Origin of the sequence: Labrenzia sp. THAF82, from assembly GCF_009363435.1 — a bacterium.
GTDB classification, from domain to species: Bacteria; Pseudomonadota; Alphaproteobacteria; order Rhizobiales; family Stappiaceae; genus Roseibium; species Roseibium porphyridii.
Genome location: NZ_CP045354.1, coordinates 3,355,608 through 3,380,779, shown reverse-complemented (window position 1 = coordinate 3,380,779; position 25,172 = coordinate 3,355,608). Strand labels below are relative to the sequence as shown.

The 25,172-nt window shown below is 53.7% G+C and carries 19 protein-coding genes and 1 tRNA gene; 7 read left to right on the top strand and 13 right to left on the bottom strand.

Features of this window, described 5'->3' with window-relative positions:
* Positions 1-3: 3 nt before the first annotated feature.
* Together glmS and glmU are read right to left on the bottom strand one after the other, a co-directional pair.
* Positions 4-1,830 (bottom strand): glutamine--fructose-6-phosphate transaminase (isomerizing), encoded by a 1,827-nt coding sequence (gene glmS / locus FIV00_RS15830; RefSeq protein WP_152501646.1) that lies wholly within the window; start codon positions 1,828-1,830, stop codon positions 4-6.
* A 120-nt stretch (positions 1,831-1,950) separates the two neighbouring features.
* Positions 1,951-3,306, bottom strand: a complete 1,356-nt coding sequence (gene glmU, locus FIV00_RS15825; RefSeq protein WP_152501645.1) for a bifunctional UDP-N-acetylglucosamine diphosphorylase/glucosamine-1-phosphate N-acetyltransferase GlmU — start codon at positions 3,304-3,306, stop codon at positions 1,951-1,953.
* Positions 3,307-3,488: 182 nt separating this feature from the next.
* On the opposite strand from glmU, the gene FIV00_RS15820 reads away from it, so the two are divergent.
* Positions 3,489-4,715 (top strand): hypothetical protein, encoded by a 1,227-nt coding sequence (locus FIV00_RS15820; protein WP_152501644.1) that lies wholly within the window; start codon positions 3,489-3,491, stop codon positions 4,713-4,715.
* Positions 4,716-4,816: 101 nt separating this feature from the next.
* Here the strand turns inward: FIV00_RS15820 and FIV00_RS15815 are convergent, their stop codons facing one another.
* The 3 genes from FIV00_RS15815 to FIV00_RS15805 all read right to left on the bottom strand — a co-directional run bounded on the left by FIV00_RS15815 (position 4,817) and on the right by FIV00_RS15805 (position 7,224).
* Positions 4,817-5,557: a cytochrome c biogenesis CcdA family protein gene (locus FIV00_RS15815; RefSeq protein WP_152501643.1), complete on the bottom strand. Its 741-nt coding sequence runs from the start codon at positions 5,555-5,557 to the stop codon at positions 4,817-4,819.
* Between the two features lie 130 nt (positions 5,558-5,687).
* On the bottom strand, positions 5,688-6,638 hold the full coding sequence (locus FIV00_RS15810; RefSeq protein WP_209006565.1) for a TAXI family TRAP transporter solute-binding subunit: 951 nt from the start codon (positions 6,636-6,638) through the stop codon (positions 5,688-5,690).
* Between the two features lie 292 nt (positions 6,639-6,930).
* Positions 6,931-7,224 carry a hypothetical protein gene (locus FIV00_RS15805; RefSeq protein ID WP_152501642.1) on the bottom strand — a complete coding sequence of 98 codons (294 nt, stop codon included), beginning with the start codon at positions 7,222-7,224 and terminating at the stop codon, positions 6,931-6,933.
* Between the two features lie 371 nt (positions 7,225-7,595).
* On the opposite strand from FIV00_RS15805, the gene FIV00_RS15800 reads away from it, so the two are divergent.
* Positions 7,596-7,671 (top strand) — tRNA-Lys (locus FIV00_RS15800).
* A gap of 241 nt (positions 7,672-7,912) precedes the next feature.
* Here FIV00_RS15800 and FIV00_RS15795 read toward each other — a convergent pair.
* From FIV00_RS15795 to tpiA, 6 genes are all read right to left on the bottom strand, one after another.
* Positions 7,913-11,062 (bottom strand): efflux RND transporter permease subunit, encoded by a 3,150-nt coding sequence (locus FIV00_RS15795; protein ID WP_152501641.1) that lies wholly within the window; start codon positions 11,060-11,062, stop codon positions 7,913-7,915.
* Complete coding sequence (locus FIV00_RS15790; protein WP_152501640.1) at positions 11,063-12,226, bottom strand: efflux RND transporter periplasmic adaptor subunit; 1,164 nt, start codon at positions 12,224-12,226, stop codon at positions 11,063-11,065.
* A 182-nt stretch (positions 12,227-12,408) separates the two neighbouring features.
* Positions 12,409-13,242, bottom strand: coding sequence for a VOC family protein (locus tag FIV00_RS15785; RefSeq protein WP_152501639.1), 834 nt, complete (start codon positions 13,240-13,242; stop codon positions 12,409-12,411).
* Between the two features lie 27 nt (positions 13,243-13,269).
* Complete coding sequence (locus FIV00_RS15780) at positions 13,270-14,898, bottom strand: CTP synthase (protein WP_152501638.1); 1,629 nt, start codon at positions 14,896-14,898, stop codon at positions 13,270-13,272.
* 132 nt (positions 14,899-15,030) lie between these two features.
* Positions 15,031-15,414 carry a preprotein translocase subunit SecG gene (secG, locus tag FIV00_RS15775; protein ID WP_152501637.1) on the bottom strand — a complete coding sequence of 128 codons (384 nt, stop codon included), beginning with the start codon at positions 15,412-15,414 and terminating at the stop codon, positions 15,031-15,033.
* Between the two features lie 110 nt (positions 15,415-15,524).
* A complete protein-coding gene (gene tpiA / locus FIV00_RS15770; RefSeq protein WP_152501636.1) occupies positions 15,525-16,283 on the bottom strand; it encodes a triose-phosphate isomerase in 759 nt (252 codons plus the stop codon).
* Between the two features lie 226 nt (positions 16,284-16,509).
* Here tpiA and FIV00_RS15765 point away from each other — a divergent pair, with 226 nt between their 5' ends.
* From FIV00_RS15765 to glp, 5 genes are read left to right on the top strand one after another with little or no spacing between them, the layout of a single operon-like run.
* Positions 16,510-18,408 carry a SurA N-terminal domain-containing protein gene (locus tag FIV00_RS15765; RefSeq protein WP_152501635.1) on the top strand — a complete coding sequence of 633 codons (1,899 nt, stop codon included), beginning with the start codon at positions 16,510-16,512 and terminating at the stop codon, positions 18,406-18,408.
* A 26-nt stretch (positions 18,409-18,434) separates the two neighbouring features.
* Positions 18,435-19,448, top strand: a complete 1,014-nt coding sequence (gene trpD / locus FIV00_RS15760) for an anthranilate phosphoribosyltransferase (protein WP_152501634.1) — start codon at positions 18,435-18,437, stop codon at positions 19,446-19,448.
* A 3-nt stretch (positions 19,449-19,451) separates the two neighbouring features.
* Entirely contained in the window at positions 19,452-20,264 is an 813-nt protein-coding gene (gene trpC, locus FIV00_RS15755; RefSeq protein WP_152501633.1) for an indole-3-glycerol phosphate synthase TrpC, read from the top strand.
* 7 nt (positions 20,265-20,271) lie between these two features.
* Positions 20,272-20,784: a cyclic pyranopterin monophosphate synthase MoaC gene (gene moaC / locus FIV00_RS15750; RefSeq protein WP_152501632.1), complete on the top strand. Its 513-nt coding sequence runs from the start codon at positions 20,272-20,274 to the stop codon at positions 20,782-20,784.
* Positions 20,784-21,989, top strand: coding sequence for a gephyrin-like molybdotransferase Glp (glp, locus tag FIV00_RS15745; protein ID WP_152501631.1), 1,206 nt, complete (start codon positions 20,784-20,786; stop codon positions 21,987-21,989). The genes moaC and glp overlap by 1 nt, the downstream gene beginning before the upstream one ends.
* 9 nt (positions 21,990-21,998) lie before the next feature.
* On the opposite strand, the gene FIV00_RS15740 is transcribed toward glp, so the two are convergent.
* Complete coding sequence (locus FIV00_RS15740) at positions 21,999-23,333, bottom strand: HlyD family type I secretion periplasmic adaptor subunit (protein ID WP_152501630.1); 1,335 nt, start codon at positions 23,331-23,333, stop codon at positions 21,999-22,001.
* 3 nt (positions 23,334-23,336) lie between these two features.
* The gene (locus FIV00_RS15735) at positions 23,337-25,085 is read right to left on the bottom strand and encodes a type I secretion system permease/ATPase (RefSeq protein WP_152501629.1); all 1,749 of its coding nucleotides are present in this window, start codon (positions 25,083-25,085) and stop codon (positions 23,337-23,339) included.
* Positions 25,086-25,172: the final 87 nt, after the last annotated feature.

Below are 25,172 nucleotides of genomic sequence, written 5' to 3'. Positions count from 1 at the left end.
TGGCTATTCCACTGTCACCGATTTGGCGAGGTTTCGAGGCTGATCGACATCCGTACCCATGAAAACCGCAGTGTGGTAGGCAATGAGCTGTACCGGCAAGGCATATATGATCGGCGCAACAATATCCGACATATCCGGCAGAACGACGGTATTTTGCGCTGCATTCCCGCATTCTCGTGCGCCGCGCTGGTCTGTAATGAGCACAATGTTACCACCGCGCGCGGCAACTTCCTGCATATTGGAAACAGTCTTTTCGTAAATTCCATCATATGGAGCAATAACGAAGACAGGCATGTTCTCATCGATTAACGCGATGGGCCCGTGCTTCAACTCACCCGCCGCATAACCTTCCGCGTGGATATAGGAAAGTTCCTTGAGTTTGAGCGCGCCCTCCAAAGCAAGCGGGAAATTTGTTGCCCGTCCGAGATAAAGCGCATTGTTGGCTTTCGAAAGAGGTTGCGAGAGCCTTTCAATATCGGCTTCCAATCCAAGTGCCTTCAGCGCAAGGCTCGGTACTTCCGTCAGCTCTGCAACGAGTGAACGTTCGCTTTCAAGTGAAAGCACCCCGCGTTCCCGGCCAGCCTGAAGCGCAAGCGCAGCAAGAACAGCAAGTTGGCACGTGAAAGCCTTTGTTGACGCCACGCCAATTTCCGGGCCTGCGATTGTTGGAAAGACCATGTCAGCTTCGCGCGCGATCGTGCTTTCTGGAACATTGACGATGGCCCCGATTGCAGCCCCGTGCTCTTTGCAATACCTCAGCGAAGCAAGTGTGTCGGCCGTTTCCCCGGACTGCGAGATGAAAAGCGCTGTATCCCGCTCTCCGACAGGAGTTTCCCGGTACCGAAACTCGCTTGCTATATCGATTTCGACTGGAAGACGCGCGTATTTCTCAAACCAGTATTTGGCAACAAGGCCAGCCAGATATGCGGTTCCGCAAGCTGTCACGATCAACCTGGAAAGGTCTTTGAATTTGAGTGCTTGCGCGCCATCAACTCTCGCTGTCTTTGCAGAATAATCAAAGTACCGAGACAGTGTATGACCAAGCACTTCTGGCTGTTCGTGAATTTCCTTGGCCATAAAATGCTTGTAGTTGCCCTTGTCCATCAGGCTGGACGTCACTGAAGACCTGGATTCAGGGCGAATTACTTTGTTGTTGTCCTGGTCAAAGATCTCGGCACCCGAACGGGTCACAACAGCCCAATCACCCTCTTCCAGATAAGTGATGCGGTCCGTGAAAGGCGAAAGCGCGATCGCGTCAGAGCCTAAAAACATTTCTCCTTCACCATGACCAATGGCCAATGGCGACCCCTTGCGCGCACCAATCAGCAAGTTCTCCTCGCCTTCAAAAAGAAGGGCGAGAGCGAAGGCTCCCTTCAATCTAGGCAGCACGTGGGCTACGGCTTCTTTGGGAGACATCCCTTCAGCCAGTGCAATATTGAGGAGATGGGCGACAACTTCCGTGTCTGTCTCAGTATCCAGAATGGCTCCGGCGGCAACAATTTCGTCCCGTAAATCGAGATAGTTTTCAATAATGCCGTTGTGAACAACCGAGACAGCGCCAGCCTGATGCGGATGGGCATTTGACACCGTGGGCGCTCCATGCGTTGCCCATCGCGTGTGCCCTATCCCGGATGTCCCAGAAAGCGGCGCATTTTCGAGGGAATTTTCCAAATTGCGCAGTTTGCCTTCCGCACGACGGCGCACGATCTTTCCTTCGACCAGCGTTGCCACGCCGGCAGAGTCATAGCCACGATATTCCAGCCTTTTCAGGGAATCTATGATCCGGGGAGCTGCTTCAATATCGCCCAGAATGCCGACAATGCCACACATGAGAAATGCCTTAAAAACCTGATTTGTCTGATTGCATTGCTTTAGACGACTGAGCCTCAGGGACTGAAATCAAACCCTGTTTCAGAACGTGACAAGCAATTGCCTAAAGCCAGAAAACCATCAGGATTTTGCATCCTTGGCTGCCTGCAATTCTTCACGAAGCTTTTTCGCCCGTCCGGGTTTTTCGGTTTGCTTCGACCGGCCAAAGACAAGCGAATCTCTCGAAACATCGTCGGTGATCACGCTTCCAGCTGACACAAAAGCGCCGTTGCCGAGCTTGACAGGAGCAACAAGCGTTGAGTTGGATCCGACAAAACTTCCGGCACCAATCTCTGTTCTGTGCTTGAGGTAACCATCGTAGTTACAAGTTATTGTTCCCGCGCCTATATTGGATTTTGATCCAACACTGGCATCGCCGATGTAACTGAGATGGTTGGCCTTTGCGCCGGAACCGAATGTAGCGTTCTTCACCTCAACAAAATTCCCGACACGCGTATCTGTTCCAAGCACAGCACCTGGACGCAAGCGGGCATAAGGCCCAACGATACTGTCAGCTCCGACAGTGGCCCCTTCTAGATGGCTGAATGCTCGGATTTTTGCCCCTTTCGCCACTTTCACCCCAGTTGCAAAAACGACATTCTGTTCGACAATGACCCCGGTTTCGAGATCAGTGTCGTGCGAAAAGAACACTGTGTGAGGTGCAAGAAGCGTGCAGCCTTTCTCGAGCGCTTCCTTGCGCATTCGTTTCTGGAAATCGGCTTCGCAAGATGCAAGCTGAAGACGCGTGTTGATCCCTTGGGTTTCGGTCTCTGAACCGGTGACCGCCACGACTTTCAAACCGCGCGTATTTGCAAATTCAACCGCATCTGTGAGGTAAAACTCGTTCTTTGCGTTATTATTTCCGATCGCCTGTAGCAGCGACAAGGCATGCTTGCCTGCAAAACCCATTATTCCTGAGTTACAGACTGTGATCTTGCGTTCTTCTTCACTCGCGTCCTTTTCCTCGCGAATGGCGATCAGTTGCCCGTCTTTGATGAGCAAACGGCCATATCCAAACGGATTTGCAGATCTGAACCCCAGAACGGCGACATCAGCACCTAATTGCAAAGCCTGACGAACCTTCATGATTGTCGAAGCGGTCACCAGAGGCGTGTCCCCGAAAACCACGACGACATCATCGGCTTCGATTTCCAATGCAGGTTTAGCCGACAAAACAGCATGCGCCGTTCCAAGCCTTTCATGCTGGACATAACAACGAGCTGTTGATGCTAGTCGATAAACGAGCTCTTCAAGCTGTGGCATATCAGGGCCGGTGACCACTGAAATTCTGTCAGAACCGGCTTGTTGCAACGTTTTTAAGACATGCCCAACCATCGGCAGGCCACCGATTTCATGCATCACCTTTGGCAAATCAGACTTCATGCGTGTGCCAAGGCCGGCGGCAAGGACAATTGAGAGGCAGCTGCGCGTTGTCATGGAAGTCCCATTTTTGAAGGCATGTGACGATCAGGTGGAATCGGTCTTTATATGCCCCGATCCACAGAACATTGAAAGATCTGACTTAAGCACCATTTCCGTTTGCTGTCCGTTAACCATAATTAGCACCTGATACGTTATTCTCAGTGAGATTCGTTATTCGCGATCGGGAAACCGGGTAATTGGCAAAGCCTCAGGAACAAAAAACATTCAAGGATACCATCCGTGAAACCTTCACGCCTTCGCGCGTCGGGCTGCTTTCCTGGGCATTCATTGCGGTTATCATGGGAACAATTGGAGTTGCCTCCTATCAGTTCGGTGGTGACACTCCTAATCGATCCTCAGGATCGCTGGTAACGTCCGGCCTGGTGCTCCCACCCGCAGGCGATATCGAGACAACTGCGTCGATCCCCACATCTGGGCGCATTCCGGTGGAAATCCTCCAGGTGCCGCCAAACAGGCTGGATTTTGATGCGGTTAATCTGAATCAAAGCCAAATTGAAGTTCTTCAACGCGAAATTGTCGGCCTTCGCCGGAGGCTCAGCGCGTTGACCGAACAGAATATGGCGTATTCTCAGCGAATAGCGGCTCTGGAGAAGCAGGTGGCGGTTGCAAAGCTTTCCGACGCTGCCCAATCAAAAGCACAAGGCGACGCAAGCATTGAACCTGTACCGGGTGTCGTCATCACGAGGGCGAAACCTGACCTGCAAAGCACAACGGACTCTCAGGCAGCGGTCCCAGGCAAACCGAGCTTCGCCGTGGGGTCAAAGCCTGAAAAAGAAATACTGACCGGCAACAATCGGGAAAACACGCAGAAAAACGTCCCACCTCGCCGAATTGCAATTCACACACCCCAAGGCACCCCGACCGGCGATCCAGTCGCAAATGTCGAAAACCAGGAGCCTGTTCGGATCGTGCAATTGCCGGAAGTTGAACCCGGTCCAATCGTGACCGGTTCAATACCAACCCAGGCAATAGATACCCTGCCTGAACAAACAACGCCTCCAGCTGCTCCATTTGATGCCAATCCGACACAAACCCGCGCCAAACCCACAATCATATCTCCGTCGAGCGCAGCAGGAAGATTGCGTGGAGGTGGTGAAAACCAGATCAAACGCAGTGATTTCGGTGCGGTGATCGGTCACTACAGCAGCATCGCTGCTGCCGCGAAAGCCTGGGCCGACTTTAAAGAGCAGAACGAAGAACGCATGAGAGATCTACGCCCACTTCTCACGAACAGGCAAGTCGCTGAAGGCGGTGTCGCCCTTCTTGTCGGACCTTTTGGAAATGCCGCCGATGCAGCTGTCGCCTGCCTACATTTGCTGGACGTAACAAGCTTGTGCCACCCTGCCCTTTATGCCGGTGAGCCTTTGATTGCAGCAGCCGAATTCAGGGACACTGCGTTCTAGGAACAAGTCGTTTCTTGAACGGAACGTGGTGAACCGAGATCGGCAGCGCCCAAACTTGGTTTCTCGACCCACCCGTCACAATTCCAAGAGTTGCTTTTGTCTTATCCGATGTACTGAAACGCTGGAAATGTCTCCAGTAGCCAATATGAGAATACGGCCATTTGTCCGGTCAAAAACAGCACCCCGGTTAATACAAGCACACCACCCATGGCTTTTTCCACCGCCCCCATATGCTTGCGGAAGCGTTTCATGAAATTGAGGAACGGGCCTGCGAAAAGGGCTGCGATCAGGAACGGAACGCCCAGTCCGACTGCATAAGCACTCAAAAGAAGCGCTCCCTGACCGACGGTATCCTCAGTGCCCGCCACAAACAGGATAGCGGCAAGGATCGGACCGACGCACGGCGTCCAGCCAAATCCGAAAGCTAGCCCGATGACATAAGCACCTAACGGGCCCGCGGGCTTTCTATCAACGTGCACTCTTGCTTCTCGATACAGAAGACCGATCCGAAACACCCCAAGAAAGTGAAGACCCATGATGATGATTGCGACGCCCGCGATGTATCCGAGGTAGTCAAGATAGGCCCGGATAAACTGACCAAGAAAACTTGCTGTTGCGCCTAACAGTACAAATACGGTCGAAAATCCGAGCACAAAAATCAACGCGCTGAAAAAAACTCGGCGGGTCGCACTATGCTTGTCCTCATCTTCACCTGTGAGCTCTTCAAGCGAAACTCCGGCAAGAAAACCGAGATAGGGAGGCACGAGAGGCAGCACACATGGAGAGACGAATGACAGGACACCTGCCAATGCGGCGCCAACTATTGTCACATCCTGGATCATCTAGGTTTCCGGCTTAGATTGCATTGAGTTCCGACCGCAGCCGGGTTGTTTTATCTTCAAACCTGTTTAACTGGAGAGGCGGTTTGCAAAAAGACAAAAGCCACTCACCTTTTAGCGAGGTGACCGCTTCTCAATCGGCTGATGTCGATTCTGACGGCAATAAGCCCTGTTCCTGGAAGAAGTGCAATGCGCCAGGATGTAGCGGCGCTGCTTCGCCAAAATCGGTCATATCGTTCGCACTCAGTGCCCCAAGCGCCGGGTGAAGATCCTTGAAACCATCAAAGTTCTCGTAGACCGCTTTCACAAGAGTTCTGACGATTTTTTCCGGCATCTTCGCCGATGTCGTAAAAGTCGCAACAACACCGAACGAGTCGATTGCTTTTTCATTGCCATAGGTTTCGGCGGGAATGACGGCCCTTTTGTAATAGGGTGACTGTTGAAGCAGGGCTTCGACTGCAGAACTCTCGATACCGAGCAGCCTGACACCGCAAAGCTGCTGTGTTTCTTCAATCAACGCCGCCGGATGACCAATTAACATGAAATATGCATCAATTGAGCCTGTGCAAAGCGCGTCGGCTAATTGCGATGTCCTCAGATTTGAGAGGTTTCCTTGGTCTTCCTCTGCCCAACCTATCCGACGAACAATTGCGGACCAGGAAGCAGCCGAACCGGAACCGCTGCTACCTATATTAATCCGAGCCCCTTTCAAGTCATCGAACTGCCTATAGTCTGAATTTCGCTTCACAACGATGGTGGCAACTTCGGGATGTAACGAGAAAACGGTCCGAAGATCCTCGAACGGTTCGGAAGAAGCAAAGACGGAAGTCCCGTGATAGGCGTGGTGCGCCCAATCCGACTGTACATAGCCAAAATCAAGGTTCCCTTCCCTCAACTGATCAATGTTGGAGATTGAACCAAGCGTGGTTTCAGCCGAGCACCTAACACCATGATCATGACGACTCAGATTGACGATCCTGCAGGTCGCTCCACCAGAAGGGTAATATACGCCGGTTACTCCGGCGGTGCCGATCGTGACGAAAGATTGTTCAGCGCCCGAAGCCGGGCTATTGGCCGTGGTCAAGGCAGCTGCGATTGTGACAACGGCTAGACAAGAAGATAAAAAACCGCTTCTTGACCCTGGTTTTGTAGAAACAGAATAGATGAACCCAACTCCTCGGCAAGCTCGCACCTTTTGTTTGGCAACGAATACCAAACCAAATGATTTCTGACCAGTTCAGCTTGTCTGGTGAGGTTGGACTAAAGCACTTTACGATATTCAACAAAAAAGGCGCTCAAGCGCCTCATTGTAACCCAGCATTTCCCTTAAGGAACATGCTCCGGCCCCCAACCCAAGGCCGGTCACATTCGTACGTCTAGTTTGCCTTCCCTCCATTAATGACTTCGAACAGCTGCCCTTCCAGAGTCTCCTGATCTGCACCGTCTCTCAAACCCTGGCGCCACTGATCGAGGATCAATCGCAAACCAAGCGTTTCACGGCTATGGGGGAGATCCCCGACGAAAGACGCGAAAAATGCATCCAGCTGTTGTCTGTCTATCAAGCCTTGATCAATCAGTCCGTGAATCAAGGTCATCGTTGCAGCGATGTGCCCTTTCACGAAATCGAACTCCACCGAGCTCGTGTGTGTGTCCATAGTTGTTGATTGCATGTAACCTCTCAAGTGCTCAAAGACGTTACCCCACAAAGCTTTATTGCGCCACCTGACAGTTTTTGCAGGAGAATGATCATTATTTTCTTAAATTTGAATCTACTTGATTAGCATTTAAATTGTATTTGAAATGATTGTATGTATTTGCAATTTTACATCACTATTAGTTTTTGTTTTTATTTAAAAACTCTTTCCCGTTTGAGTTCTCATGAGCGTTTATTCGCCGTTCAAACAGCATTCGCTATGTTTTTTTCGAGGCTGTTGAAAAAATCAAAATTGCCTCTTGCAATGTCCTCTTTGTCGGCCTAAACACACGCCACCAACGCGGCGGCGACGAACGCAGACGCTGTTGTTGCACCGGAAATTGGTGAGAGCCGATAGCTCAGCTGGTAGAGCAACTGACTTTTAATCAGTAGGTCCAGGGTTCGAACCCCTGTCGGCTCACCAATATTTCCAACGACTTAGCAAGCTCCGCCAAAATACAAATGGATTTTTGCCAGCGCGATGCGTCAACGCTGACGCGCTGCTTTTTTGTGTTTCCTGAATACACTTGCAAGTCTGTCGGCCCTTCAATGCTGAGCCGGTTCTGATCTCGCTCAAGCCCCCTTAAGAAACGAACCAATTGCTTGGTTGGTTCCATGTATTGGCGCTTAAGACTTCGATAAGCAAGAAAGCTGAAAATCCGGACCTATCCGACCGGATTTTCCTTCTGAATGTGCGTTTCGCCTCCCAAGAGGCTTTTCACCTTCTCACGGAGCGTCTGCAGGCTCACATAAAGAATTGGGATCAAGAGAACACCAATCGAGGTTGCAAACAGCATTCCGCCAAACACCGCAAACCCGATGGCTTTCTGGCTTGCCGCACCGGCACTTGAAGCCGTCATCAACGGCACAACACCCAGCAGGAACGACAGAGCGGTCATCATGACGGCGCGAAAGCGCAAATGCGCCGCCTCAACAGCCGCATCGCGAATACCTTTACCGCTGTCACGTTGTTCCATTGCGAATTCGACAATCAGAATCGCATTCTTGGCCCCCATCCCCACAAGCATGATCATTCCGATCTGCGTATAGAGGTTGACGTCTCCGCCCGTCACAAAAACCGCAACCAGGGCACCAAGAATTGCAAATGAGACCGACATCAAAATGGCGACCGGCATCGTCCAGCTCTCGTACTGAGCAACCAGGAACAAATAGGTGAAAAGTACCGACAACATGAGAATGAACATCACAATGTTGCCAGACCCTAGCTGCTGGAGTGCGGTGCCCGTCCATTCATAGGTATATCCGGGTGGCAAGGCTTCCTGAGCAGCGGTCTGAACCTCGTTGATGACCACGCCCGTCGATGCACCGGGAGCCGGATCAGCCATCACGGCAGCAGAGCGGAACATATTGTAGCGCGTCAGGATCTGAGGGCCGAGGACGTTCTGCGTTGTCAGGATGCTGCGCATTGGCACCATCGTTCCTTCGTCGGTGCGCACATAAAGCGCGCCGATATCTTCAACACGGTCTCGAAACTGACCCTCAGCCTGGATCATGACCTTGTAAACGCGGCCAAAGATATTGAAGTCGTTGATATAGTAGGATCCAAGATAAGCCTGCAACGTCGTAAAGACATCGGAGACGTTGATACCGAGGGTCTTGGCCTTCTGCCGATCAAGGTCAACGAACACTTGTGGCACGTTCGCCCTGAAGGTTGAATATGCGCGCGCGATGTCCGCACTTTGGTTGGCCGAGTAGACCATAGAACCCACTGCAGACGCGAGATCCTGAGGAGTTCCGTCCGCGGTCTGCTGCAACATCATCTGGACACCGCCGGTCGTACCTAGGCCTGGAATGGGAGGCGGATTGAAGGCGATGATGTTTGCGCCTGGGATCGTCGAAAACTCTGCCCAGAATTTTCCAAGGATTGCATCGATCTTGAGATCCGGCTGTTGCCGGTCTTCCCAGTTGCTCATCGTTGCAATGACGAGCGCTGCATTCGAAGAGGTCGCGCCGTTCAGGATAGAAAACCCGTTCACGATCACGACGTTTTCAACTCCAGGGGTGTTTGATGTCAGCTCAACAACACGCTCAGTAACGCTCTCGGTGCGTTGGAGCGAAGCACCGTCCGGCAGCTGCACATCGACCATGAGGTACCCCTGGTCTTCCGATGGCAGAAAACCTTGAGGCAATGTTCCGCCGAGCGTGACAATAACCGCTATCACACCGGCAACAATCGCAACGCCGACAAATGCAACACGCACAAGCCTGCGTACGATTGCGGTATAACCATCTCTGATCGATGTAATGCCTCGGTCGAACATTCCCATGATGCCGCGCGGCGGACCAGAACGGGCTTTGAGGATAAGGCCGCAAAGCGCAGGAGACAGGGTCAAGGCGTTGATCGACGAGATCACGACAGACACGGAAATCGTAACCGCAAACTGCGAATAGAGCCGACCTGTAATTCCGGGCATGAAGATTGTAGGCACGAAAACAGCTAGCAGAACCAAGGTGGTGGCAATCACCGGACTGGTGATCTGTTCCATGGCCTTTGCTGTTGCTTCCTTGGGCGGCAATCCTTCATCTGCAATGATACGTTCCACGTTCTCCACGACAACGATCGCATCATCAACAACGATACCAATCGCGAGAACCAGAGCGAACAGCGAAATGGTATTGAGTGACATGCCGAGCGCAAGCAGCACCGCAAACGTTCCGATCAGCGAAACCGGGATGGCAACAGTGGGAATGATCGTCGCCCGCCAATTGCCAAGGAACACAAATACGACCGAGACAACCAGCAGGAAGGTCAGAAAGAGTGTCGCGATCACGTCATCCAGGGATGCCTGGACAAAGTCGGTCGTGTTGAACGGCACGCCATAGGCCATGTCGGGAGGAAATGTTTCAGACAGACTATCCAGCCGTTTCAAGACATCTTCGGCCACCTGCAAAGCGTTAGCGCCCGGTGCCTGATAGATTGCAAGAACGGTGGACGGCTGTCCGTTGAATTCACCGGAGGCATTATAGAATTGCGCTCCGAGTTCGACACGAGCGACATCACCAATCGTGACAGTGGCCCCGTCGTCGCCGGTTCGAAGCACAATCTCTTCAAACTCTTCAGGTGTCGACAATCGGCCCTTGGCCTTGATTGTGTACTGAAACTGCTGCCCATCAGGAACCGGTGGCGCTCCGATCTGACCCGCGGCAACCTGAATGTTCTGGTCACGAACCGCGTTGATAAAATCTGTCGGTGTCATGCCAAGGCTTGTCAGCTTGTCTGGATCGAGCCAGATCCGCATACCGTAGGCAAAGTCTGTCATGACATCTGCGCGGCCAACGCCTTGGACGCGCGCAAGCGCATCCTTCAGGTTGATCGAGGCATAGTTTGACAGAAAAACTTCGTCATATGTGCCTTTCGGCGAATACAACGTAACAACCAGCAACATGTTTGTGCTGGCCTTCTGAACCGTCACGCCATTGGCTGTAACTTCGCTCGGCAGCTGGCTGGTCGCCTGGCTCACACGGTTCTGAGTATTGACTGTCGCAATGTCCGGGTCCGTTCCGACATTGAATGTCACGTTCAAGGAATAGTTGCCGCTGTCGTTGCTGGTCGACTGCATGTAAATCATGTCGTCGACGCCATTGACCTGCCCCTCGATCGGCGCAGCTACCGTTTCTTCAAGAACTTCAGCGTTCGCTCCAGTATAAGTCGCCGATACGTTGACGACTGGCGGCGTAATATTCGGAAACTGTTCAACAGGAAGCGCCAGATAACCCAGGATCCCGGCGATCGTAATCACAATTGAAATAACCAGCGCAAATTTTGGCCGGTAGATGAAAAATTTTGAAAACATTTAGCTTTGCTCCGCCGGCTTGGCTGCAAGGTCGGGGGTTACCTCGACACCGGGCCTGACTTTCTGCAAGCCTTCGATGATAACCTCATCACCTTCCGCCAGTCCTTTGGTCACCACAAAATTTGTTTCGATTTGCTGCCCGAGCTCTACATATTTTTGCTCGACCTTCTTGTCGGAGGTAACGGCAAGCGCAAAAGCACCTTGCTGATCGCGCTGAATGGCGGCCTGCGGAACAACTAGCGCGGTTTCCGTTTTGGGAGCTTCAAGCACAACGGTGACATAGGTTCCTGCCAACAGGCGCACGTCCTCGTTCTGGAATTGGCCTCTGAACGATATAGTCCCGGTGGTTGGGTCTACCTGATTGTCGATATAGACAATCTTGCCCTTCTCTCCGTATGTCTCCCCATTAGGGAGAACCAGACTTATGTCTGGCGACTCATCCGGGCTGATGTCTGCCGGTTTGATGCCATGTGTTTTCACCGCGTCCAGATACTGCGCTTCTGACACCGAAAAATTCACATAGACGGGCGCGAGCCGGATGAGCTTTGCGAGCGGCTGCGTTGTCGGACCAACGACTTCGCCGACGCTATATGTCGATTTGCCGATCTGGCCGGGAAACGGCGCGGAAACATTCGTATAGCTCAAATTGAGTTCGGCCTGCTGAAGAGCGGATTGAGCAGCCTCAACTGAAGCTTCGGCTTGCTGCTTTTGCGCAAGTGTTGCCTCATAAGCGGCCTCAGAAACGTGCCCCTTCTCCAACAAGTCCTTGTCACGCTTTTCATCCGCAGCCTTCAGGGCCGAATCGGCTTTGGCGCTCGCCACGTCGGCCTTGGCCTTTGTCAGCTCCGCTTCGTATTGCGCTTTTTCGATTGTGAACAACAGATCGTCCTGTTTCACGACAGAGCCGTCCGGGACTGATTTGTCTTCCAGAAATCCGCTGACACGCGCAATCAGGTCGACCTGATCGACGGCCGCGATTTGTCCAACAAAACGCGCGCTTTCGCGTACATCCTGCGATGTTACCTTTGCAACAGTGACTGCGGGTGGTGGTGCCGCAGGTGCTTCCGTCTGCTGAGAGCTGTCCGAGCAACCTGCCAGAAAAATGGCAGTGACTCCGGCAATAGCAATTGAACGGTGAAAAGAGGAAAAATGAAAAATGGCCATTCATGAAGCTCCGCTGTCAGACCCTTGAGGCCGAGGCGCACGATCGAACTTCACTATAAAAGGACTTGTTGATTCAACAAGAGATTATTCTGGTCGCGCCTGTTCACGCACACGATAAATTGCGTCAGGTTTTCAACTCGGTGAGTTGTCTTTGAAAGCTGCGGACTAGACTTCAGTCGGCACTACTTATGCTCTTTGGCCGGCTTTAGCACAATCGTGAGACCGAAGAGTTCATTGGCGGGAACGATCCTGGTCGCATCAAGGCAGTCACATTCAAACTCCAATGCAACCAAAAGCGGCAGATCACCGACAACGGCATTGGCGGCGGCTTCTCCGACAAGCGATTTGTATCCTGCGGGGCTGATCACAAACACCTTTCCCCGAGGCGTCTCCAACTCCAATCCAAGACTGGTGGCCCGCATCTCGCGTTGCCCAGCAAAAGCGCCCAGAAATTCATGATGATCCGACGGATCTTCGGCAAGCATATAAACAGTTTGCACTGTGCGCGCGCCGTTTGCATGCGTCTGAAAATCTTGTTTCCAGAAGTTCTCGGGGTATTTGTTGAAACACGTAAAATAGCCGATCTGTGGAGAGAGCGGATTGTTCAAGATCGTCAAGTCGAAGGCGACAGATGCTGTGGACCCGTCTTTCAGATGAGCTGTGCGTTCAAAAGAAAACGGTTCATAGAGGTCGAGACCTGACTTCAAGAACGCATCACGGTCTTCCGCAGCACCCTTGCTTTCCAGGACCAGCATGCTGGCCCCTTCTCTTTGCGACAGAAAGTCCCGATTGAAAGCGCCAAATGAAAAGTGTTTTACTGCTGGCTCCTCAATAAGGCTCGCGTCAGCCACACTCAACAACTCGATAAAGAAGCCATCAACCTGAATCAGCCGATTTGCCGTACCCCAAGGGTGTCGGTTCTCGGGCGTCACCGTAAAACCAAGCTCGGCATAAGCACGACCGGCTGCATCAAGATCTTTTACTGCGACGACGATATGATCAAGACCGCGCACCATGGCCATTCCTTCGGGTTGAACGTTCAATCAGACCAGACGACTCTGCTGAACCGCAGCACCGACAAACGAAGCAAAAAGCGGATGAGGTTCGAAGGGTCTAGACTTGAGCTCCGGGTGGTATTGCACACCGATGAACCAAGGATGATCATCAATTTCAACGGTCTCCGGCAACACCCCGTCCGGGGATGTCCCGGCAAAGATCAGACCGCAGTCTTCAAGGCGCTCGCGGTAGCCGATATTGACCTCATAGCGATGACGATGACGCTCTGAAATCACGGTCGTTTCATAAATCTCAGCAATTTTCGATCCCGCCTTCAATGCGGCAGGATAAGCACCAAGTCGCATCGTGCCACCCAGGTCACCATCGGCAACGCGGGTCTCCTTTTCGTTGCCCTTGGTCCATTCCGTCATCAAACCAACGACCGGTTCCTTTGCTGGTCCGAATTCAGTGGAATTGGCGTTCTTAATTCCGGCAAGGTTGCGAGCGGCTTCCAAAACGGCCATCTGCATCCCGAAACAGATACCGAAATAAGGGATGTTTCTAGTCCGGGCGTAGTTGGCGGCCGCAATCTTGCCTTCAGCGCCGCGTTCGCCGAAGCCACCGGGCACCAGAATGCCGTGGACACCTTCCAGATAGGGACTTGGGTCCTCTTTCTCGAAAATCTCCGATTCGATCCATTCAAGTTCCACTTTGACACGATTGGCTATTCCACCGTGAACAAGAGCTTCAATCAGCGATTTGTAAGCGTCTTTCAGAACGGTGTATTTGCCGACGATCGCTATTTTGACCTCGCCCTCAGGGTTTGCGACGGCTTCCGAGATACCTTCCCAACGATCAAGCACTGGAGCCGGAGCACCTTTCAGGCCAAAGGCCGCCAGCACTTCACTGTCGAGCCCCTCTTTATGATACGCGATTGGAACATCGTAGATCGACTTGACGTCATAGGCTGGAATGACCGCGCTTTCCCGCACGTTACAGAACAAGGAGAGTTTTCGCTTCTCTGTCTCGGGAATGGGCCGATCACAGCGAATCATCAAGATGTCCGGCTGAATGCCGATTGAACGCAATTCCTTCACCGAGTGCTGAGTCGGCTTGGTTTTCATTTCGCCGGCACTCGGTATGTAAGGCATCAAAGTCAGGTGAACATAGACAACGTCCCCGCGTGGCAGGTCGTTGCCGAGCTGTCGGATTGCTTCAAAGAACGGCAATCCCTCGATGTCTCCAACGGTGCCGCCAATCTCCACGAGAACGAAGTCGTAGTCTTCGTTGCCGGTCACAACGAAGTTCTTGATGGCATCGGTAACATGCGGGATCACCTGTACCGTGCCGCCCAGATAGTCACCGCGACGTTCCTTGGCAATGATATCCTGATAAATGCGCCCGGTGGTAATGTTATCCTGCTGATTGGCCGGACGCCCGGTAAAGCGTTCATAGTGACCGAGATCGAGATCCGTCTCCGCGCCGTCATCAGTCACGAAGCATTCTCCGTGCTGGTACGGACTCATCGTTCCCGGATCAACGTTGAGATAAGGGTCGAGTTTACGAAGACGTACCTTGTATCCACGGGCCTGAAGCAATGCGCCCAGTGCCGCTGATGCAAGACCTTTTCCAAGCGAGGAAACCACGCCGCCAGTGATGAAGATGTATCGCGCCATGGATCAATACCATATCCTTGCCGAGGGCGCTTTGGCCACTCGGGAGTTGCGTTCTTAACACATAAAAATGCCCTGCGAGATCAGCCGCAGGGCATCTGTTGGATGAAAGGCCGTTGAGCCTTCAGAACCGCCTTATTGCGCGGTCGGCACCTGTGGGCCTGAGGGTGGGCTTAGACCCTGAAGATCATCAAGAATACCGCCTGATCCATTTTGGGTATCCCCATCTTGAACAGCTGGTGCACCATCGATCGCAGCCGGAGCGGCATCCAGGATTGACGCCGGGCTGTCTTCGTTTTTTGCAATCAGGCTAAGCGCCAGGGACGTTGCGAAAAACGCCACCGCCAGGATTGCAGTTGCCCTGGTCAGTATGTTCGCCGTGCCGCGGCTTGACATCAGGCCGCCACCGCCGCCACCGCCGCCAATACCAAGCGCTCCGCCTTCCGAGCGCTGAAGGAGGACAACAAGCACCAGGGCCAGGACGACCATAAGGTGTATTACGATGACTACGGTTTCCATCGAGTGCCATTCTGTATTGAATTCAAGTTTGGCGGCCTTCTACACCAGACCGAGGTGGCTTTCCACCCTTCAATTGCGTCTTGAACACAGAAGCGTCAAGACCTTGCCGATCACGAATAGGCAGCCAGGATACCCAACAAGTCATCGGCCTTAAGGCTGGCTCCCCCTACAAGCGCCCCATTTACATTGTCGACAGACATGAGTTCTCTTGCGTTTGCCGGTTTGACTGAACCGCCATAAAGCAGGCGCATCGCCTGTCCTTCGCTTCCCAGTCGTCCTTCCAAATTGACCCGCATTGCCTTGTGCATTTCTGCCACATCCGCAGCAGTCGGCGTCAATCCGGTACCGATCGCCCAGACCGGTTCATAGGCGACGACAGTGTTTTCAGCTGTCGCACCGTCCGGAATGGATGCATTCAGCTGGCCTTCGACAATCGATACCGCGTTCCCGGCTTTCCGTTCAGCCTCTGTTTCTCCCACGCAAATGATTGCAATCAGACCGGCACGCCAAGCCGCCTGTGCTTTGGCATTTACGATTGCGTCGCTTTCACCATGATCCGTGCGGCGCTCCGAGTGCCCGACAATCACAGCGCTCGCGCCTGCATCGGCCAGCATTTCAGCAGAAATGTCTCCGGTATGGGCGCCAGAAGCAGCGGTGTGGCAATCCTGCCCGCCGATTGCGAGCGGCCCTTTACCGGCTTTCTCGGCCAACAGGGCGGTGAGCGTCGAAGGGGCGCAAATCATCGCGTCAACGGTGTCGGCAACCTCGTCGGAGATACCAACCACCATCTTGTAGAACTCGGCCTGACTGGCCTTCAGGCCATTCATTTTCCAGTTTCCGGCCACCAGCGGCTTGATCGCTGCGCTCATAGTGTTTTTCTCCCAAGGCATGTCAAGAATTTGCCGCCTATAGAGCAGAAGCATCCCAATGTTGCAATCCACACCTGCCCAGCAAAATCAAATCTGCGTTGAAGTTACGCGTCACCGCCTTGCGGCGGCGACATGACCTCATTATGATCCGCCCGCTCCGGCTGAAGCCGGTCCCATAATCAGCCTGCTGTTCGGCTGCTGGAATGACAAGAATACGGGAGACGTCATGCTCGACGCGCTGCGCAAGGGCGCTGGCACATGGATTGCCAAAATATTCATCGCCTTGCTGATCTTTAGCTTCGCCATCTGGGGTGTAACCGACTTCTTGCAGGGCTTCGGCCAAAACACTGCGGCAAGAGTTGGTGACACGGAAGTCTCCCTCCTCGATTTCGATCGCACATACCGTCAGGATCTCAACCGTTTCGGTCAACAGCTTGGCCGTCCGCTGACACCCAGCGAGGGAGCTGCACTTGGCATCCCGCAGCAGTCTCTCGGCAGGTTGGTCGCGGAAGCTGCGATGAACAATGCAGCGAATGAATTGAAGTTGAGCGTATCGGACGAGCGCCTAGCGACAATCATTCAGTCTGATCCGGCGTTCCAAAGCTCAAGCGGACGCTATGATCGCACCCGATTGCAACAAGTGCTTCAAAGCAACGGGTATACAGAAGACGAATATGTCGTCCAGCGCCGTCATATTGCGGAACGCAGCCAACTCGCCGAAGGCATCGCTGGAAGCATGAAGGCACCAGTTGCCTACCTGGAGGCGTTGAACGCTTACCAGAGCGAAAGCCGCAACGCTGAGTATCTTTTGATCACGGCCGACTATATCGGAGAGATTGAGGACCCCGCTGACGGGGATCTCTCAACCTACTTTGAAGACAACAAGGCGAATTTCAAAGCACCGGAATATCGTGAAATCAAGATGCTCGAACTGACCCCCGAGGCTCTTTCCAGACCGGGCGACATTGTCGAAGAAGATGCTCTTGCCGAGTATGAGCGCCGGAAAGAAGACTTTTCGCAGCCCGAACGCCGACGGGTCAGGCAAATGTCGTTCCCTTCTCAGGAAGCAGCTGAGGAAGCAGCAGCTGAACTGCAAGGCGGCAAGACCTTTGACGATCTCATGACTGAGCGCAATCTGACGAACAACGATGTTTCCCTTGGTGAAATGGCCAGAGCTGACTTTCTGGACGAAACGCTCGGCGATACTGCCTTTTCTCTTGCAGAAGGAGAAACGAGTGGCGCAGTCGACGGTCGGTTCTCGACAGTTGTGCTGAACGTTGAAGAAATTCTGCCGGAAGACGTGCAGCCCTTCGAAGAAGTTCGTGACACCATTGTCACAGAGCTGGCATCAGAACAGGCTGAGCGTGAAATTCTGGACCTCCTAGATGAAATCGAAGATGCCCGCGCAGGTGGCGCACTGCTAGACGAAGTCGGAGAGCGTTTCTCGCTTCAGGTGAAGTCTCCTGAAGCCTTCGATGCCAGTGGCCTGTCCATGTCAGGTTCAACAGTGGAGTTGACCGAAACTGACGGCCTCGTGTCCGGTGCATTCGACAGTGACATCGGCATTGAAAACGACGTCATCCAGCTCGGAAACCAGGGTTTCCTTTGGTACGAAGTCACAAAGGTTATTCCTGCGCGCGATAGAACGCTTGATGAAGTCCGAGAAGACGCCATTGCCAGCTGGAAACGGGATGAGATGGCAAAGCGGCTTGGTGAAGCTGCCGATGCGTCTCTCGCGAAGGCTGAAAGCGGAACACCTCTGGCAAACCTTGCCACGGAAATGGGGCTTGAGGTCAAGACAGCAGATGACCTCAGACGAAACAACCCGTTGGGAGATCTGGGGCAGGAAGCAATCACGGCTGTGTTCAATGGACCAGAAGGAAGTGCTGCAACCACAGCTTCGGCGGATGGCAATAGCCGGGTGGTCTTGAAAGTCACGGCAACGTCTCGCCCGGAGCTTGAGGCCGATTCACCGGAAGCTGCAGCACTCGGTTCTCAGCTGTCGCAGCAGATCCAGGAAACGCTGTTAGGTCAGTTCATCTCCGATCAGGAAAGAAAGTCGGGCGTTGAAATCAACAATGTCGGAATTTCCCAGGTGATCGGACTGACGCAGCAGCAGCACTGACTTTCGGCACTGGCGGATTTGACGACATGACCAATTTCAAGGACATCATCGCAAGTGTGGCTGACGGCGAAACACTGAGCCCAAAAGACGCACGCGAGGCCTTTGAAGTCATCCTCTCCGGATCCGCCACACCTTCCCAATTGGGTGGTTTCCTGATGGCACTCCGCGTACGCGGTGAAAGCATTGCCGAAGTTACAGGTGCGGTTGCGACGATGCGCGCCAAGATGCTGCCCGTCAATGCGCCAGACAATGCCATAGATATCGTTGGCACAGGTGGTGACAGTTCCGGAAGTTACAACATCTCAACGTGCACGGCGATTGTTGTGGCCGGTTGCGGCGTGCCGGTTGCCAAGCACGGGAACCGGTCCCTTTCCTCCAAGTCCGGTGCTGCCGAAGCGCTTTCAGAACTCGGCGTGAATATCGACATTGCGCCTGAACAGATCTCAGAGTGCATTCGCAAGGCTGGCATAGGCTTCATGTTCGCGCCGCTTCATCATGCAGCGATGAAACATGTGGGTCCTACCCGCATGGAACTTGGAACAAGAACGATCTTCAACTTGCTTGGTCCTTTGTCGAACCCCGCGGGCGTCAATCGCCAAATGGTCGGTGTATTTGCGCACAAATGGGTTGAACCTGTCGCACAGTCCCTGAACGAACTCGGCTCGGAAAAGGCATGGGTCGTTCACGGCTCGGACGGGATGGACGAGATCACCACCACCGGCAAGACGTTTGTCAGTGAACTCAAGGCGGGAAGTGTCCGGTCTTTTGAGATTTCTCCGGAAGATGCAGGTTTGCCAATCGCAAGAATGGAAGATCTCAAAGGTGGTCTGCCAGCCGAAAATGCCAGGGCTCTACGCGAGGTGCTGGCGGGTGCAAAAAATGCATATCGCGACATAGTTCTTTTTAATGCTGCTGCCTCCCTGATAGTTGCTGACAAGGTCGATGATCTCAAACAGGGTGCCGATATGGCAGCAGAATCCATCGACAGCGGCACAGCGGCCGACACACTTGAAAAGCTGGTTGCTGCTTCAAACGGGTAAATCATGGCCGATATCCTGCAAAAAATTGAAGCCTACAAACGCGAAGAAATCGCAGCAGCCAAGGCCCATGTCTCCCTGGCTGACCTGAAGGCACGCTGCGCTGACATCGAGGCCCCGCGGGGCTTTTTGAAGGCGATCGAAACCAGGCACTCGGCTGGCGACTATGCCCTGATTGCAGAAATAAAGAAGGCCAGTCCCTCCAAGGGTCTCATTCGTGCCGACTTTGATCCGCCAGCACTTGCGAAAGCATATGAAGACGGCGGGGCAGCCTGCCTGTCAGTTCTGACTGACACCCCGTCATTTCAGGGAAAACCGGAATTCTTGACTGCTGCGCGCTCGGCTGTTTCCCTGCCCGCGCTGCGCAAGGACTTTTTGTACGACACCTACCAGGTCCACGAAGCCCGGGCCTGGGGCGGTGATTGTATCCTAGTCATTCTGGCGTCGGTCGATGACGAAACGGCAAAAGCGCTCGAAGACACAGCATTCGAACTTGGCATGGATGTTCTTCTTGAAGTGCACAATGCCGAGGAGTTGGAACGAGCGCTCAAGCTTACTTCTCGTCTGGTCGGTATCAACAACCGAAACCTCAAGACTTTCGAAACAAAACTTGAAACCAGCGAGGCTCTGGCACCACAGGTGCCGGACGACCGGATCGTGGTTGGCGAATCCGGGTTGTTCACTTCTGATGATCTCGCCCGAATGAACAAGGTAGCGATTTCGACTTTCCTGATCGGCGAAAGCCTGATGCGCCAGGATGATGTGACCCAAGCGACAAAAGACCTCCTCCAACGTTCACCCCTGTCAAAAGCGGTTTGATCCGGCCATGAGCAGTCACGACCCGAAACTGACGCACCTGGACGAGGCCGGTGCAGCCAACATGGTGGATGTCTCGACCAAGGAAAGCACCCACAGAATTGCCGTGGCGCGCGGAAGCGTGACCATGCGCGCCGAAACGCTCGCACTCATTCGATCTGGCAATGCCAAAAAAGGTGATGTGATCGGCACAGCGCGTGTCGCCGGGATCATGGCTGCGAAAAAGACTCACGATCTCGTGCCGCTTTGTCATCCCCTGATGTTGTCCAAAGTTGCTGTTGATATCGAAGTCGATGAAGAACTGCCCGGTCTTCTTGTGACAGCGACAACAAAAGTCAGCGGACAAACCGGCGTCGAGATGGAAGCTCTGACCGCTTGCTCGGTTACCTGCCTGACCATTTACGACATGGCCAAGGCAGTCGACCGGGGAATGGTAATTGGAGATATCAGATTGGTGGAAAAGGCCGGTGGCAAGTCGGGTCATTGGACGCTGGAAAAAGACGGCAGCGAAGGTGGCACCTGATGAGCCTCATGCCCGTCTCGGAGGCCCTTGAAAACCTACTCGAAGGTGTCGAACCAAGAGAAACTGTTCAGACTCCACTCGATCAGGCAAACGGTCGTTTTCTTGCCGAGCCTCTTGTCTCCACGCGAAATCAGCCCCCCTTTGCCGCTTCCGCCATGGATGGATACGCCGTCCGTCACAGCGACCTCTCCAGCGACAAGACCGTCCTTGAGGTGATTGGGGAAGCGCCTGCTGGACACGGTTTCACCGGAAATGTGCAGAGCGGCCAGGCCGTGCGGATTTTTACCGGTGCACCGGTTCCTGAAGGAACCGACACCATTCTCATTCAGGAAAATGCGGAAAGAACAGGCAACAGAATTACTGTGCTTGAACTGCCGCAGAAATCGGCCTTCGTTCGGCCAGCAGGCCTCGATTTTTCCAAGGGTGAGGTCTTGTTGTCTCCTCCTTTGTGCCTCACATACCGGCACCTTGCGCTGGCAGCAGCGATGAACCACGAGAAGGTGCCTGTCATCCGCAAACCCGTTGTCGCGATACTGGCAACAGGTGATGAACTGGTGCGCCCGGGTCAGGATCCTGGCCCGGATCAGATCATCGCTTCAAATCACGCTGGCATCGCCGCACTGGTCGAAGATTGCGGCGGCTCACCCCTTGATCTCGGCATTTCACGAGACGACCCGATTGAACTGGCAACACATGTACGCAGGGCACTGGACGCCAAGGCGGACATTCTCGTCACTCTTGGCGGAGCATCGGTCGGTGACCATGATTTGGTTCAGGATGTCCTAGGCCAGGAAGGCATGGATTTGGCCTTCTGGCGCATCGCCATGCGACCAGGAAAACCCTTGATGGCCGGGCGCCTCGGCAAGACAAAAGTCCTCGGGCTCCCTGGCAATCCTGTCTCCAGCCTGGTGTGTGGACTTTTGTTCCTGAAACCGTTGTTGCAGGCCATGCTTGGTCAAAATCCGAACCAAACCAGGCCGCAACAGGCTATACTTGGCGCAGACCTGCCAGAGAATGACCGAAGGCAGGACTATGTCCGCGCAGCTTTGTCTGAAGACGAAAATGGCCGCGCGGTTGCCACACCTTTTTCAAAACAAGACAGTTCCATGTTGAACCTGCTCGCACAATCCGGTGCATTGATTGTCCGGCCACCGCACGCTTTGGGCGAGACAGCCGGCACAATGGTTCCAATCTTGAAACTCTGAAACGTCGGATCAGCGTTCGCGCATCGCGTGGGCGATCTGGTCTGTAATCGGTTTCACCAGATAGCTCAGCACAGTCCGATCCCCTGTTTGCAGGAAAGTTTCAACCGGCATTCCCGGAACCAGCGTCTGGGTACCGAGCTTATCCAGTTCCTTGTCGTCAATCACCATCCTTGCAACGTAGTAGCTGTTGCCTGTGCGCTCATCCTCTGTCAGGTCAGCAGACACTGTCAGAAGCTCCGCATTCAGCTCGGGCGTGGTTCTCTGGTCAAAGCTCGGAAAGCGTACTCTTGCACTTTGTCCCGGTGCCATCTGGTCAATATCAACAGGGCGAACCTGCGCTTCAACCAGCAACTGATCTTCCCTCGGCACGATCTGCATGACGGTCTCGCCCGGCGCGATCACGCCGCCGATTGTATGGACTGACAGCTGATGTACAAAGCCGTTGATAGGCGCCATGATTGCAACGCGGGTGAGTTCGTCCTCAGCGGCGATCTTCTGCTCTTCCAGCTGTGCAATGCGCGAACGTACTTCCTGAAGCTGCTCCAGAACCTCGGCACGATAGGATTCCTCAATTTGCAGGATCTGGATGCGGCGCTCACTGATTGATTCCTTAGTTCGCGCGATCTGCGCGATCAGGTCTCCGTATTCGCCTGCAAGACGGGCCTTTTCCCTTCGAAGCGCTGTAACGCGGCTCTTGGAGACGAGTTGCTTGTTCAAAAGGCCGTCAAGGTCCCCGAGTTCCTCATCAATCAGCTCAATTTCAGAATCCTTGGCCGTGACCTGGGCTTGCAAGCCCTGGGTCTGCTTGTTGAATTGCCGGATCTGCTCCTCAAGCTGGTTTTTCCTGCCTTCCTTTGAATTCTGCCTTGCCTGTAGAAGCAGCTGCTGTCCGCGCTCAATATCGCCGACCTTGTCCTTGCGATCCTCCGGCCAGTCGATTGTGGTTTTGTCGTCTCGCTCAGCCTCAAGGCGAAGCTCCTGCGCCGTCAATTCCGTCAGCTGTTTGGTGATCACCGCCAGATTGGCGCGGGTAACGGTATCGTCCAGCCTGAGAAGAAGTTCTCCAGCCTCGACCATGTCGCCATCCTTGACCGTGATCTGACGAACAATACCACCCTCACGATGCTGGACCTGTTTGGTATTGCTCTCAACCACAATGGTTCCTGAAGAAACAACGGCGCCGGATATCTCGGTAAAAGTAGCCCAGGCTCCGATGCCCCCCACCACGAAGATCGCAACGAACAAGGCAAACAGCAGATGATTGCGAACTGTTTTGCGCAACATGTCATCCGCATTGCCTGACAGGGCGTTTCCGGTCGTTTGATTGATTTTCTGATTAGCCATTGATCACCGTCCCGGAGCCATACCGGTCTGCACGCGCGGAACCGGTTGCACAACTTGTCTAAGTACGTCTTCCTTGGGGCCGAAGCCGACCATCTTGCCTTCCTTGAGGCACAAAATCTTATCGACCGTCGCGATGGCACTCGGTCGATGCGCGATAACAACCACAATCGAGCCCTTGTCACGCATCGCCTTGATGGCATTGGTCAAAGCGCCCTCACCTTCAGCGTCGAGATTGGAATTCGGCTCGTCGAGCACCACAAGGAACGGGTTTCCGTAAAGCGCCCGCGCAAGCGCAATGCGTTGTCTTTGTCCGGCAGAAAGCAACCGTCCGCTGCGCCCGATGACGGTGTTATAGCCTTCTGGCAGGCTCACGATCAGATCATGCACATCTGCCAGTTTGGCTGCTTCGATAATCTTTTCAGACGAAGCCTCGGCACCAAAGCGCGCGATGTTATCTGCGATCGTTCCATCAAAAAGCTGGAGATCCTGTGGCAGATAGCCGATGAAATCGCCTCGTTTCGCACTCGGCCATTGACCAAGTTCTGAACCGTCAAAGCGGATGACGCCTTTGAGGGATGGCGTCGCCCCGACAAGAGCGCGTGCAAATGTCGATTTGCCCGAGCCTGAAGGCCCGATGATTCCAAGTCCGTCACCTGCGGACAGTTCAAGTGAAACATTTTGGACAAACGGCATGGCTTCACCAAACGGGCCGCAGAAGACCTGTTCTGCCGTGAGTTTTTGCGTCGGAATCGGCAAATCCATCTTTTCAGGTTCGTCATCTGCAATCAGCAAGACTTCCCGCAGGCGTTTCAACGCCTGTCTGCTTGCGACAAACCCACGCCATTGAGCAACCGCCTGTTCAATCGGCGACAACGCACGGGACGTCATGATTGAGGCCGCAATCATGACACCTGGGGTGATTTCCTGTTGAATCGCAAGCCAGGCTCCGACACCCAATATCGCAGACTGCAGAACAAACCTAATCGTCTTGATCGCCGTTCCGAAAACACCTGTTCGATCCGCAGCACGGCGCTGTGTCGACAGATATTCGTTGTTCTGATCATCCCATTTCGATGTCAGAGCGCTCTGCATTCCCATCGCTGTGACAACTTCGGAGTTCCGCTGACCGATCTCGACCTCAGCCGACCGCTTTCCAGCCTGACCGGCAGCCTCCTCCGAAGGGCCGCGTGACATAAGCTCGTTCAAGCCAATCAAAATGGTGATGATCAGCGCACCGGCAGCGCCCACGATACCCAGAAGAGGGTGAAACAGAAAAACGATGCCAAGATAAAGTGGCAGCCAGGGAATATCGAAGATAGCAGCCGGACCCGGACCGGACAGAAACTGTCGAACGGTATCCAAATCTTGAACAGGGCGAAGTTTGGCGGCCTTTTTTCCAAGCCTGACAGGCAGTGAATTGGAAACTCTGTAGACAATCCCGCTCAGGCGCGCGTCGACCCTTTGGCCTAGACGAGACAGGATACGGCTCCGAACGCCCTCTAGGAGGCCATAAAAGAGGTAGAGCACAATGGCCAGAACCCCGATGACGACGAGCGTCGGGACGGAACCGCTTGCCAGCACCCGGTCATACACCTGAAGCATGAACACCGGCCCGGTGAGCATCAAGATATTTATGACGAAACTGACGATCGCAACGCCCCAGAAGGCGGATTTGACGGGACGAAATGCCTTTGTTACCGGATTGTTCCGGCCAACCACCGCTTTCGCGTTGTTTTGTTTTACGCCCACCATTTAGCCCTCGGAACCGTTGCTTTTGATCAGGAATTCACATTCAAGCACCGTCATGAACCACCTTGCCGACAAGTCTTGCAAGGCAGG

Bases quoted from the DNA above. Each gene is read 5' to 3' on its own strand.
- glmS (WP_152501646.1), bottom strand. From the start codon at position 1,830: ATGTGTGGCATTGTCGGCATTCTGGGCGATATTGAAGCAGCTCCCCGG.
- glmU (WP_152501645.1), bottom strand. From the start codon at position 3,306: ATGACAACGCGCAGCTGCCTCTCAATTGTCCTTGCCGCCGGCCTTGGC.
- FIV00_RS15815 (WP_152501643.1), bottom strand. From the start codon at position 5,557: ATGATCCAGGATGTGACAATAGTTGGCGCCGCATTGGCAGGTGTCCTG.
- FIV00_RS15805 (WP_152501642.1), bottom strand. From the start codon at position 7,224: ATGCAATCAACAACTATGGACACACACACGAGCTCGGTGGAGTTCGAT.
- FIV00_RS15795 (WP_152501641.1), bottom strand. From the start codon at position 11,062: ATGTTTTCAAAATTTTTCATCTACCGGCCAAAATTTGCGCTGGTTATT.
- FIV00_RS15790 (WP_152501640.1), bottom strand. From the start codon at position 12,226: ATGGCCATTTTTCATTTTTCCTCTTTTCACCGTTCAATTGCTATTGCC.
- FIV00_RS15785 (WP_152501639.1), bottom strand. From the start codon at position 13,242: ATGGTGCGCGGTCTTGATCATATCGTCGTCGCAGTAAAAGATCTTGAT.
- FIV00_RS15780 (WP_152501638.1), bottom strand. From the start codon at position 14,898: ATGGCGCGATACATCTTCATCACTGGCGGCGTGGTTTCCTCGCTTGGA.
- secG (WP_152501637.1), bottom strand. From the start codon at position 15,414: ATGGAAACCGTAGTCATCGTAATACACCTTATGGTCGTCCTGGCCCTG.
- tpiA (WP_152501636.1), bottom strand. From the start codon at position 16,283: ATGAGCGCAGCGATCAAGCCGCTGGTGGCCGGAAACTGGAAAATGAAT.
- FIV00_RS15765 (WP_152501635.1), top strand. From the start codon at position 16,510: ATGCTCGACGCGCTGCGCAAGGGCGCTGGCACATGGATTGCCAAAATA.
- trpD (WP_152501634.1), top strand. From the start codon at position 18,435: ATGACCAATTTCAAGGACATCATCGCAAGTGTGGCTGACGGCGAAACA.
- trpC (WP_152501633.1), top strand. From the start codon at position 19,452: ATGGCCGATATCCTGCAAAAAATTGAAGCCTACAAACGCGAAGAAATC.
- moaC (WP_152501632.1), top strand. From the start codon at position 20,272: ATGAGCAGTCACGACCCGAAACTGACGCACCTGGACGAGGCCGGTGCA.
- glp (WP_152501631.1), top strand. From the start codon at position 20,784: ATGAGCCTCATGCCCGTCTCGGAGGCCCTTGAAAACCTACTCGAAGGT.
- FIV00_RS15740 (WP_152501630.1), bottom strand. From the start codon at position 23,333: ATGGCTAATCAGAAAATCAATCAAACGACCGGAAACGCCCTGTCAGGC.
- FIV00_RS15735 (WP_152501629.1), bottom strand. From the start codon at position 25,085: ATGGTGGGCGTAAAACAAAACAACGCGAAAGCGGTGGTTGGCCGGAAC.